Source organism: Parapedobacter defluvii, from assembly GCF_014642075.1.
Taxonomy (GTDB): domain Bacteria; phylum Bacteroidota; class Bacteroidia; order Sphingobacteriales; family Sphingobacteriaceae; genus Parapedobacter; species Parapedobacter defluvii.
Window position 1 is genome coordinate 1 of sequence record NZ_BMIK01000040.1, and the last position, 11,488, is coordinate 11,488.

The 11,488-nt window shown below is 42.0% G+C and carries 16 protein-coding genes; 12 read left to right on the plus strand and 4 right to left on the minus strand.

What is annotated here, in order from left to right; genetic code table 11:
- The first annotated feature begins 276 nt into the window (after positions 1-276).
- Positions 277-1,017, plus strand: coding sequence for an SDR family oxidoreductase (locus IEX60_RS24475; protein WP_188754027.1), 741 nt, complete (start codon positions 277-279; stop codon positions 1,015-1,017).
- An 8-nt stretch (positions 1,018-1,025) separates the two neighbouring features.
- Here the strand turns inward: IEX60_RS24475 and IEX60_RS24480 are convergent, their stop codons facing one another.
- Positions 1,026-2,501 carry an aminotransferase-like domain-containing protein gene (locus IEX60_RS24480; protein ID WP_262892338.1) on the minus strand — a complete coding sequence of 492 codons (1,476 nt, stop codon included), beginning with the start codon at positions 2,499-2,501 and terminating at the stop codon, positions 1,026-1,028.
- A 339-nt stretch (positions 2,502-2,840) separates the two neighbouring features.
- Between IEX60_RS24480 and IEX60_RS24485 the strand changes: the two genes are divergently transcribed.
- The 5 genes from IEX60_RS24485 (at position 2,841) to IEX60_RS24505 (ending at position 5,111) form a co-directional block, all read left to right on the plus strand.
- Positions 2,841-3,050 (plus strand): DUF2683 family protein, encoded by a 210-nt coding sequence (locus tag IEX60_RS24485; RefSeq protein ID WP_188754029.1) that lies wholly within the window; start codon positions 2,841-2,843, stop codon positions 3,048-3,050.
- Positions 3,051-3,089: 39 nt separating this feature from the next.
- Positions 3,090-3,242, plus strand: a complete 153-nt coding sequence (locus tag IEX60_RS24490; RefSeq protein ID WP_188754030.1) for a hypothetical protein — start codon at positions 3,090-3,092, stop codon at positions 3,240-3,242.
- Positions 3,243-3,246: 4 nt separating this feature from the next.
- Positions 3,247-3,441 carry a DUF8506 family protein gene (locus IEX60_RS24495; protein WP_090626486.1) on the plus strand — a complete coding sequence of 65 codons (195 nt, stop codon included), beginning with the start codon at positions 3,247-3,249 and terminating at the stop codon, positions 3,439-3,441.
- A 314-nt stretch (positions 3,442-3,755) separates the two neighbouring features.
- A complete protein-coding gene (locus tag IEX60_RS24500) occupies positions 3,756-4,646 on the plus strand; it encodes an Rpn family recombination-promoting nuclease/putative transposase (protein ID WP_188754031.1) in 891 nt (296 codons plus the stop codon).
- Between the two features lie 186 nt (positions 4,647-4,832).
- On the plus strand, positions 4,833-5,111 hold the full coding sequence (locus tag IEX60_RS24505; RefSeq protein WP_188754032.1) for a hypothetical protein: 279 nt from the start codon (positions 4,833-4,835) through the stop codon (positions 5,109-5,111).
- Positions 5,112-5,457: 346 nt separating this feature from the next.
- Here IEX60_RS24505 and IEX60_RS24510 read toward each other — a convergent pair whose 3' ends face one another.
- The 3 genes from IEX60_RS24510 to IEX60_RS24520 form a co-directional block, all read right to left on the minus strand.
- A complete protein-coding gene (locus IEX60_RS24510) occupies positions 5,458-5,760 on the minus strand; it encodes a type II toxin-antitoxin system RelE/ParE family toxin (protein ID WP_188754033.1) in 303 nt (100 codons plus the stop codon).
- A 20-nt stretch (positions 5,761-5,780) separates the two neighbouring features.
- Positions 5,781-6,011: a hypothetical protein gene (locus IEX60_RS24515; RefSeq protein ID WP_188754034.1), complete on the minus strand. Its 231-nt coding sequence runs from the start codon at positions 6,009-6,011 to the stop codon at positions 5,781-5,783.
- 75 nt (positions 6,012-6,086) lie between these two features.
- Positions 6,087-6,557, minus strand: coding sequence for an ORF6N domain-containing protein (locus tag IEX60_RS24520; RefSeq protein ID WP_188754035.1), 471 nt, complete (start codon positions 6,555-6,557; stop codon positions 6,087-6,089).
- A 303-nt stretch (positions 6,558-6,860) separates the two neighbouring features.
- Between IEX60_RS24520 and IEX60_RS24525 the strand changes: the two genes are divergently transcribed.
- The 6 genes from IEX60_RS24525 to IEX60_RS24550 all read left to right on the plus strand — a co-directional run bounded on the left by IEX60_RS24525 (position 6,861) and on the right by IEX60_RS24550 (position 11,440).
- Positions 6,861-7,106, plus strand: a complete 246-nt coding sequence (locus IEX60_RS24525; protein ID WP_188754036.1) for a hypothetical protein — start codon at positions 6,861-6,863, stop codon at positions 7,104-7,106.
- Positions 7,107-7,118: 12 nt separating this feature from the next.
- The gene (locus IEX60_RS24530) at positions 7,119-7,682 is read left to right on the plus strand and encodes a hypothetical protein (RefSeq protein WP_188754037.1); all 564 of its coding nucleotides are present in this window, start codon (positions 7,119-7,121) and stop codon (positions 7,680-7,682) included.
- Positions 7,683-7,694: 12 nt separating this feature from the next.
- Positions 7,695-8,516 carry an AbiJ-NTD4 domain-containing protein gene (locus tag IEX60_RS24535; RefSeq protein ID WP_188754038.1) on the plus strand — a complete coding sequence of 274 codons (822 nt, stop codon included), beginning with the start codon at positions 7,695-7,697 and terminating at the stop codon, positions 8,514-8,516.
- Positions 8,517-8,537: 21 nt separating this feature from the next.
- On the plus strand, positions 8,538-9,680 hold the full coding sequence (locus tag IEX60_RS24540) for an ImmA/IrrE family metallo-endopeptidase (protein WP_229717783.1): 1,143 nt from the start codon (positions 8,538-8,540) through the stop codon (positions 9,678-9,680).
- Entirely contained in the window at positions 9,680-10,180 is a 501-nt protein-coding gene (locus IEX60_RS24545; protein ID WP_188754039.1) for a DUF4411 family protein, read from the plus strand. The genes IEX60_RS24540 and IEX60_RS24545 overlap by 1 nt, the downstream gene beginning before the upstream one ends.
- 447 nt (positions 10,181-10,627) lie before the next feature.
- Positions 10,628-11,440, plus strand: coding sequence for a restriction endonuclease (locus tag IEX60_RS24550; protein WP_188754040.1), 813 nt, complete (start codon positions 10,628-10,630; stop codon positions 11,438-11,440).
- Positions 11,441-11,488: the final 48 nt, after the last annotated feature.

The window sequence follows — 11,488 nt, forward strand, 5'->3', positions numbered from 1 at the left end:
TATTGTGGAAAACGCCGGAATAACAAACTTGCAGAAACAAAAAGGCTGCCTCAAGAAATTACTTTTGAGACAGCCTCTTTTTGTTTACAACCAACCCCACCAACAATTTACCCAAGTTCGAACACTAATGTTAGGACCTGGACTGCCGCAAATCTGAATAGTGGATGGTCATCGTCGTCTATTTTATCTCTTTTTTTGTAAATCAATAAGACGGTAGCTCGCATTGATAAATGGAATCTGTTTTTATTTCAACAAGTTTTATTAAATAGTTTAATCATGAAAATTTTAGTAATCGGAGGAAGCGGCCAGGTCGGCAAGGGAGTGTGTGAAAAATTGGAAATTATGGGTAATGAGGTAATCGTAGGAGCACCCTCAGCCGGCATTGATATCTTGACGGGAGAAGGTCTTAAAGAAGCTTTGGATGGAACCGAAATTGTAATTGATCTTTCCAATTCAAAATCACCAGATGATCAAATCGCTTTAGATTTTTTTCGTACGGCCGCTAAACACCTCATTGGGGCAGAGAAGCTTGCGCATATCAAGCATCATCTGGTACTTTCTATTGTCGGAACAGATCGGGCACAACATATAGGATACCTGCAAGCAAAAAAGTATCAGGAAGATGCCTTAGTCGAATCCGGCATACCTTATACTATCATCCGCTCGACCCAATTCCATGAGCATATAGGAACCATTATCGCTGTTCAGGGTGAAGGCCGGAACGTCCACGTCTCGACAATTGACTATCAGCCGATAGCGTTGCAGGACGTGGTAAATTATGTGGTAAGGTTCGCTTTGGAGCAACCCAAAAACAAGATAGTGGAGATAGCCGGACCTGACCGCGGCTTGATGAGCGATTTCGTGGAAAGCTATTTGAAGGCGAAAGGTGAAGATAAAGTTGTAGTATCTAATCAGGACGACAAATACATGTTCCAAAGCATTTCAAAATCAGGCCTAGTTCCCTCTGGCGAGTTCTATCCGGGTAAGATAAGGTTCGATGACTGGAAAAGAACATAATAGGGAGCTTATATAGATTCTTTAAGGGCTTGGCCGAAAGTTTCCATTTCGTTTGAATTCAAGGAAGCAAAACCAAACCTTATTCCGTTGACATCAATTCTGTATTTGTGAAGGCTTCCATCGTTCATATAAATACCGCGGTTGGCTAGCCTTTCGGAGAGGTGGGGTATGGAATATTCGGGATCAAATAAGGTCCAAACCGCCATTCCTCCTTTTGGATAATTGAATTTGGCAACATTTCCAATAGAAGCACTTAAAATCTCGCAGAACTCATCCCGCCTCTTCTTGTACAGCTTTACCGATCGTCGCAGATGTCTTTGCATTTCACCCATATCGAAAAGGTGGGCAACAGATTCTTCAAATAGTACGTCGCCCCGAATATCCAGTACCTGTTTGAGTTTAGCTGCCTGCCATATGAAATTCTCTCCTCCAATCAAATACCCCAGCCTGATCGTTGGAGCCAATGTTTTAGAAATTGATCCAACGTAAAGAACATAGCCATCGTGTTCTGCACTGGCTAAGGGTAATATCGGTGCATTTTCATAGTGAAAATCATAGTCGTAATCATCTTCGATTACAGGAAGACGGTAACGGCGAATGATATCTAAAAGTTTGACTCGCCTTTCAGCATTGAGTGTGACAGTCGTCGGGTGATGGTGGTGGGGAATAATGTACAAGAGGCTAGGCTTTGATTGTTTACAGATGCTCTCAATTGCATCGACATCAATGCCATCTTGATCAACTTTAACCTTTATAAGCTTAGCACCCAACTGCTCAAAAAGTCTATCAGCTAAAACATAGTTTACGTCGCCGACAATAACGGTACTGCCGGGCCGTAGAATCATACTTGCAGCAACAGAAATAGCTAATTGTGCCCCGTGGGTCACCAAAACTTGCTCAGGAGTGATATTCAAAGCCCTGGTTTTCGACAAAAACAACGCAAGTTCCGTTCTCAACGAATTGCTTCCGTGCGAGCCGTCGGCTAATAATTTACTGTGGATATTCGTTCTTTTTGACAAAAATTTGTACCGATCGATTATCAAATCTAACGGCGCAATTCTCGCATCAGGATAACCATCATTAATCATCAACTGGTAAGGTTTTAGCTGCCTTGTTACCGGTTGGCGAGCAGCAACCTGTCGGTAAAAGATCTCTTGCTCCTGTGATAAGGATTTATCTGAGGAGCTCACCCCGAACGATTTCGGGTTCATTACAGGCAACTGTCGCGCAACGAAGTTGCCCCTCCGTTCTATCACTTCAAACCAACCCTGAGCTTGCAATTCCTCATAAGCAGCAACTACCGTTGTACGGTTTAATTTTAGCATTGACGCCATATCCCGACTTGCTGGCAATTGATAACCAGGTTTTATTTTTCCACTTTTGATCAATTCTATCAAGCTGTTTGCGACCTGCCTGAATATAGGAGTTGTGGACCGTCTGTCAACTGCAATGAGTGTACTAAAAGGTAATGTTTGAAGTGTCATGTTTATAAGGTTCGTACTCGACGACAAAATAACGGGATATAATTTACGAAAATATTGAAGTATAGCAATTATTTTAAGAGATTAGCTTGTTGCTCGGGAGCCAATCAAAACGACCTGTTCCAGGGCGAGAAACACATCATTGATCGCGGCTCATCCAGCAAGAAACATTCATTTTAGGCAAAATGGCGGTCTCGCACATATTTAGCGGACAGAAGCAAAGGAATTGATTGCAAAGCTACTTAGATGAAAGAAATTGTCAAGCGGCTCTGTACGGAGAAAATTAGATCAATCGGAAAATAAGATTTTAATTTTCGTAACTTTGTGATAAAGCAAACGAATATGGAAGCGATTATGATTCATCCGGAAAATGCTGAGCAACTCAAGACCGTCAAATCAGTTTTGAAGGCATTGAAGGTTCCTTTCGAACCGCAGTCCAGTACGTTGCCAGATCATGTGAAGGCTAGCATCGATAAAGGAATGAAGCAAGCTGCCCAAGGCAAGACCATCGGACTGGAGGAGTTCAAAGAGAAACATTTTTTGAAACGGTAAAGTCAGCAAGCAAGCTTAAACCGAAACTAAACCAACCTAATGCAATATACGCTCAGCTTTACTCCCGAGGCGGAAGATACCTACGATTCATTATCATCACAACTAATGGAACGTTGGGGCGAGCGCGATGGCCGTATGGTAACGGTGATCTGTTTTTGGGATAACCGCCAGGAGCCGCTTTTTAATATTTAACATTATGCCAATAAATACACCTTCATCAACATCGTTCTCAGATAAAGTGTTGTACGGACTGCGGAAAGCGTTGCGGAAGTTGGTAGAAGAATCGGCTGCCAATGGGGAAAGTCTCGTAATCAAACGTGATGGTGAAATTAAAGAAGTGCCCGCCAAAGACCTGCTTAAGACATTACCTAAAGAAGGGACCCGTCAATAGGTGAAAGAAGTAATGCAATTAAAAGAATAAATTGCTGCTGCACTCTTGCGACCATCAAAAATTGATCATAAACCTAACGTAGGGGTAGAATTCAGTGGTTAGGTATGCAAGACCTTTGTTAGTTGCAAGTGATCGAGAGAGAACATTGATGGAGGAAGGAGGAATCGAAGATCTTAAATTTGAACCATTGGTTTCCATCCGGTAACCGAAAATTTGAATTGGCTATGGGTTTCCTAATTGCGGAATTGACTAAAAATAATAGTATTCATCGTTAATCTTCCCTATCTTTGCCCATAACCAATCAAAACTGGATTATGGAAAACCAACAACCCAAACAACCCCGGATCGGGAAATTTATTGATCCGCTCACCGACTGGGGCTTCCGCCGTCTCTTCGGGCAGGAGCCCAACAAAGAAATTCTGGTGGAATTCCTGAACGACCTGTTCCAGGGCGAGAAACACATCATTGATCTAACGTATGCGCCCAATGAATACGACGGGGACGACGTTACGGATAAGCGCGTCATTTTCGACCTGCACTGCCGGGGCGACAACGGCGAATATTTCATTGTGGAGATGCAGCGCATCCGGCAGGATCATTTCAAGGACCGGGCACTGTTTTACGTATCGCGACTTATCCAGCGGCTGCTGCGGAAGGGGAGAGAAACCAACAGTTACGAGCTTCCGGAAGTGTATCTCATCGGCATTTTGGAATTCAGCATGGATGCCGGGGCAGCCGACCGTTACTTTCACGACATCGCCCTAATGGACAAGGACACCTGCAAACCTTTTTACAATAAGTTGGGTTTTAAGTTTTTGGAATTACCTAACTTTGTAAAAGAAGAGGATGATCTGCTCACGGATATGGACAAGTGGATGTATCTGTTGAAGCACATGAGCACACTGGATAAGGTGCCGACATTTCTGGATAAGCGGGTTTTCCAGTTGATTTTTAAGATATCGGAGGTGGCAAAGTTAAAAAAGGAGGAACGTATGGCATACGAAGCAAGTTTAAAGGCTAAGAGAGATACGCAGAATGCGTTTGATACCGTAAGACGAGAAGGGAAAGAAGAGGCGAGTTATCTATTTGTAAAGAACTTATTATTCAATACCAATTTTCACGACGAAAAAATAGCGGAATTGGCATCCGTATCTGTCAATTTCGTTGAGAAAGTCCGCGCGGACCTCCAGAAAAAAGACAAATAACTTTCCTTATAACCGAACATAGCCACCGCTTGCGGTGGCTTTTTTGTTTACAATCAACCTCGCCAACAATTTACCCCCACCCATACACCCCAAAAAATACCCAATACTGAGTATTCCACAGCAGCTTCAACCACCTACTTTTATACCAAGATCAATTAATCACGTATTTACCTAAAAGAACTAATCATGTCAAATTCAATTGCCCGGGTTTACTCGGATGCCGTAAAGAAAAATCAGAAAGTATTGTATGGCGTATGGGAGCCCGGATTCCCCGTGAAGCTGGGCGACTACGGAGTGATGACCGGAAACATATTTACCCAACGGGGGAATATTTCCGAACTATCGGAACTGAAAGATTTTAAAATCAACTACCGGACAGACAATACGAAAGACGAAAAATCCAGCTACTCTATTTCGTTCGAGGCCGATACGAAAGTACCGGTAATAAATCTGGCCGATGGATGATGGCCGTATTGTAACGGTGATCTGTTTTTGGGATAACCGCCAGGAGCGGCTTTTTAATATTTAACGTTATGCCATGCTCGGGAGTTGGATCGGAAAAAGTATATCGTGTTAATAGCGTCGGAGGCCTGCGCAAAACCCGGGTATTTATCTTTGTACCGGAGGCTTTTCCAGTAGTGGTACGGTTTGCATTATTGAAGTGTCGGCTGATTCACGTTCATTTGTAATATTGGATACATTAGCTGCTTCTATGGCCGATGCTGTTCGACTGCGTCACGGAATTGGTTAAACCTAATATGGTCCGATGCCAGACCTATAGCATGGACGACATTACGAATAAGCACGGAATTTATTTCGTCCTTAATTTTTTAACAGGATTCTGGCTTGCATGGAATATATGTAGAATATATACAAGTTCCCCTTCGGCGATGTATTCGTAAACAATTACAAAAGGAAATGTCGATACCACATACTGACGGTAAGGGCCGACTTTTACCGGATATGACTTCGGATTATTAGCTACCGCAGCTATTGAGGCCTCAATTTGGTTTAGGAATCGCTTACCCAACCCGATCCGTTGCTCTTCATACCAATCAAAGGAATCCTGCAATTCCTTTTCAGCGAGTGAAGATATAATAACGGTATTGGGCACGGTTCAGGCTGATGCGTTTCTTATTTGGAGTGTAGACGCTGCTTTACTTCGGCAAAGGAAACACCTTTATCCCTGCCGGATTTTAAATCTTCCGAGCGCCTATCCAGTTCCTCCACCAACAGCTCATCCTCCCACCAATTGTAGGATGTATTATCCATATTGATAGAATAATTCAATCCCAATTTATCCAAGAGCGCACGTACTTTTAGCTCAGCTCCTTGGTCCTCAATATTTACCGTGAGTGTTGCCATCGCTTATTCTGTTGTTTAACAAAGATAGGACTTAAGTTTTTAGGATGCAAATGGATCAATATGCGTGTGTGTATTCTAAAGAATGGGTATGGGGCGAAGGTGTTTGCCATCTGTTTCTAACTGTTTTCTTTCCAGCGTGTCCAAACGTTGGAAAATTGCTGCATTTTCATACAGGAACCTGCGCATGGAAACGAAGCTATCAATGATTTGAATACTGATTTTTGCCGCTGTTTCGCCCCGAAGTACAGAGGCCAACATGCTAACTCCGAATTCCGTAAATGCATATGGCATTTGATATGAAAATCTTAAATTCGAAAGGTGGTCACAATTTGTGACCACCTCGTCTCGTTCCAAATTCGTTAGTTGAAAACAATAATGTTTAGGAAAACGTTCCGGGTTCCTTTTAACAGCCTGATTCAAAGCCTTAGTTTCCACCCCGTACAATTCCGCTAAATCCCGGTCAATCATTACCTGTACGCCTCTGATCGTGAATATCTTGCTTTGGATGGCTTCGGGTTTCAGTACCCCGACATCTGTCTTTTCCATAGGTTATTGGCTCTGAGTTTATATTGTTTGCTAACAAATATAGTAAACCCAGTATTGACTTACAAATAATTTTTAATCACCCACCAACCTTCCGGGTTCCCGTAATGTCCTCACCATTCCTCAGGTTACCTTTGGGTAATCAAAATTTGTAATTCTCAATCCGATGTTTTACCTTGCATGTTATAATGACCATTATAAGCCAATAGGCTTAAGAAAAGCAATTGATAAATCAATAATACCATATAATCAATAACCGAATTCACTAACCGCAAACCGTTAATAAAGAAACCAACACCAACCATCATGCGTATGCGTATCCTTTACCTTTTTCTCGTCTTCGGGCTATTGCTGCCCGCGGCTACGGATGTGCAGGGTAGGGTGGTAGCTTATACAGTCGCCGAGCAAAAGGATGCCACGGTGTACATCACCAAATCGGGGGAGAAGTACCACAAGGCAGGGTGCCGGTATCTGAACAAAAGCCAGATCAAGACGACGAAGAAAGAGGCGGTTAAGAATGGGTACGGGGTGTGTAAGGTGTGTAAACCGTAATAAAGTAATCACATGAATATAACAGAAATTATAGCCTTTGGCTCTCTTCTAGTATCTTTATTGGCCTTTATCTATGCCTTTCTTACAAATTCTAAAAGATATGAGTTAACGAGTCAATACCGAAGGGAAGTACTTGATTGGTTCTCTGAAACCACACTTATATTATCAACATTACGAAAGGTGATTTATGACAAAGACGGTAAAGAGGATAAGTACAAGCTTCTATGCAAGTTATCGGCTCAAATAGAAGTGGGAAGATTCTTTTTTCCTAATATCGATAAGGGTGATGGATTCGGCAAGGAAAAGCCGTTAGCATATCAAGGTTACAGAAATCTTGTGTTAGATTTTTTAGTTTATTCGCATCGGCTCTTTAAAAAGGAAGATGCTGTTCGCTATCGAGATCATGCCAAAATTCTACAACGATATTTTACTTCCTATGTCTTTGAGATTATTGAGCCTAAAAAGTTTATTAAGGAGACAAAAAAACACACAAAAAAAACTTTCAATCAGGAATTGAGTTTCGAAGATTTTATATCAAGAGAACCGGAAATAATTGAAATGTATATAAGAGATTGAAAATAAGTGAATATGCGCTTTTCGCAACGAATAGGAAAGAAATCAATAAGAACAATTTTTCAGGTTGACGACATTGACGATGATCTGAGGAACCGTCTATGGAACATCATATACCTGGCTTTTGAAAAAATCAGCGTCTCTTATCAGGAATACTTCTTTAAGAAAGTTTGGAAGGATTTTTTAAATTTAAAAATCAGTGACATACCTACTATCCAAGGGAAACTTTCGCCGCGCAAAGCAGTGGAATACTTAGGAGATTGGTTTAGTGATGCTCATTGGTTTGAGGTTTACGATTTTATTGAATATTTAATTAATTCCGGTGGTTTCGAATTTCGCGATGAGTTTATAGAGGATTGCAACAAAGCCCTTCGTCTTGAAGTTGCTGCTTACCGGATCGTCGATAAATTGGTCGTTAGGGTGAATTCTGAGGAAGAAATTCAATCAATAGAAGAGGCCATTTCGTCGACCGACCATTATAAATCCGTAAATACCCACCTTCACGCTGCATTGAACTTTTTGTCAGATCGTACTGAACCTGATTACCGCAATTCGATAAAAGAATCAATTTCTGCAGTTGAGGCATTTTGCAAGATAATTGCTGAGGATGATAAGGCTACTCTTGGAACGGCTATTGCAATAATAGAACGGAAACATAAATTACATGGCTCGTTGAAAACAGCAATTAAAGGCTTGTATGGCTATACCAGCGATGCTGGGGGAATCAGGCATTCACTATTGGAAAACGACGCGGATATTGATTTTGAAGACGCTAAATTTATGCTTGTCTCCTGTACCGCGTTTATCAACTTTTTAAAAGGAAAGATCATTCTTTAACAAGTATTTGGCTATTTTTGTATGATGGCTGTAAACATTTCCGTAAATAATGATATGCTAACCTGGGCGATTGCTCGTGCTGGTTATGAATTGCCCGAATTTGCAGAGAAGTACCCCCGTATTAGCGATTGGCTCAGCGGAGCAAAGCAGCCCACGGTAAAGCAATTGGAGGATTTTTCCAATAAAGTATACCTACCTTTTGGATACCTTTTCCTTCCAAAACCGCCCAACGAAACCATTAGCTTTCCTTTTTTCCGTACAGGCCGTATAGAAGGAACAAACCGGGTTAACCTTAATGTTTACGATACTATCATTGACCTACAACGTCGGCAGCAATGGTTAATTGAGTACTTACAGGAACTGGATAATAAACCGTTACCCTATGTCGGCCGTTTCAATAGCCAGACTAACCCTATGGCTGTCGTTCAGGATATCCGTGCCACGCTTGGTCTCGAAGTTAGTTGGACTAGCGGTTGTCCTACCTGGGAAGACGCCTTAGATACCCTGGTGAGAAAAATTGAAGAAATTGGTATCATTGTCGTATTTAACGGCATAGTAGGTAATAATACGCATCGTGTAATCCCGGTTGAAGAATGCCGGGGCTTTGTAATGGTCGACGAGTATGTGCCCTTTATGTTCGTGAACGGTGCAGACGCCAAGGCTGCTCAGCTTTTTACAATTGTGCATGAGCTTGCGCACGTTTGGCTTGGACGGAGCGCGGGTTTTGATTTTCGACAACTGATGCCTTCTGATGATCCGACCGAACAACTTTGCGACCAGGTAGCAGCTGAATTTCTGGTGCCGGAGGCACTATTGCGCGTTCATTGGACCGGCATTGCCGATATCCGAAAGTTAGCCGCCAAATTCAAGGTTAGTAAAATCGTTATTGCCCGCAGAGCATTAGATTTGGGCCTGATTAGTAGAGCTGCCTTCTTCCACGTTTATAATACTTATATGGCCGAGTTCGCCGCTAAGAAGCAAGGGCAGGAGTCCGGCGGAAATTTTTACTACACGGCTCGCAAACGGGTAAGCCCTACGTTTGCGGCCTATGTGGATAGCGCCGTCAAAACCGATAAGTTGCTTTATCGGGATGCTTACAAACTTACCGGCCTAAGCGGTAAGACTTACCAAACCTTTGTCACCGAACACCTGACCAGAACCTAATGGATACCTACATTGTCGACAGTAATTTTTTCATACAAGCCCATCGCATGTACTATCCACTTGATGTCGTGCCTAGTTTTTGGGATCGGGTAATGGATTTAGCGGTCGCTGGTCGGATTATCAGTATCGATAAGGTGAAGAACGAGATTGTGAAAAATAAAGACGAGCTTACGGAGTGGTGTGAAACTAATTTAGCCAAAGGATTCTTCAACGACAGCCAAACCGTTATCCAGCATTATATACGAGTTGTCCAATGGGCCGATAGTAGGAGGGGCCACTACACATCATCTGCATTAGATGAGTTTCTCCATGCTGATGAAGCGGACGCGTGGCTGGTGGCCTATGCACTGGCCGATGTAGATCACCGTATCATCGTGACTCATGAGATCAGCCAGCCCGAAAGCAAGAAAAAAATAAAAATACCTGATGCCTGCGCGCCTTTTGGAGTGAGGTGCGTAAACACGATCGAGTTGTTTAGGCAATTGAAGGTTAGATTTTAAGATTATTGATTGTCATTTCAGCGCTTTAAAGTCAAGCCAATCAAGACGCATTATCATCCGTTTATGGCAGGCCAATGCCCATTAGTTGTTAGAATATTGAATAAGATGTCTTATAACATAGCAACTTTTTTAATACCGGCCCTTTTAGGATTGCTTTTAGCAATCCTGAAAAAGCGAAAGAAACGTATATCATATAGTAGTGTTTTTTTGTTTTACTCCTTCATATTATCATATTACTATTTATTGCTTTATTTTTTGTCTATGGAAGATATTTGGGATACGTCTTGGGCATTTTATTCCGTGGGCTTTTTAACAACAATTTCTTTATTGATCGGATTAGTTTTACTAGCTGTTGAAAAAATAAACCCACCCAGATAAAGCAGTAGTAAAGTCGAAATGGAAGAATTTACAACAACGCGATAGTGCTGAAACATCAATCTGAAAATTATGTCCGATAAAAACGAGCTCAACTGGGAGGAATATGAAGCTATCACCAAATACATCTATGAGGCACTCGGTGCTCAGTATGGGATTAAAGTCAAAGATTATGGACGCAAATGTAAGGTAAAAGGGAAATCCGGGGTGGAGCATCAGGTAGACGTGCTGACTGAACAGTTTGAAGGTGAGCGAAAATTGCTCACGGCAATCGAATGCAAATACTTGAAGAAAAAAGTAAACAAGGATATTGTTATGAAGCTTTCGGAAACCATGCTCGATTCAGGTATAGCTAGTGGCATTATTGTTTCTAAAACTGGATTTACTAGAGATACAATAACCTTTGCTGAATACAAAGGGATAAAACTTGTCGAACTAAGGGAGGCCGGGGAAGATGACGCGGATTTCAAAAAGACGTTCGAAATTGGAACCCTGGATACTCATATCAATATGATGGTTTCGCGTGCGAATGTTACGAGCATTGATTTCGGCAGCATAACTATTGCTGGTGAAGCAGAAATAATGGCGATGTACTATGCCAACCTGCACGATTCTTATGGGAGGGTGATTCCTTTTGGCACATACCTGAGGGCATTTTCGGACGATCTGGAAAGTAGCGGGGAGTTGTTGAAGACTACAACTATAAGTTTTCCGCTTAGCAGCAAACTCTTCTGGAAGCGATCGAACGAGGAGATCGCTGTCGAAAAAATATCAATTACTGGATTTTTTACAAAGACGGATAAGAGTTCCCGAAGATCGTTCCTATTGACTGATCAGGTATGGATGATAAGTATCCGCCCGACCAACCACATATTTCCAGATTGATTGACTGTCTGTAGTTTTACGCCCAAAATATTATTGAAATGAAAGAGC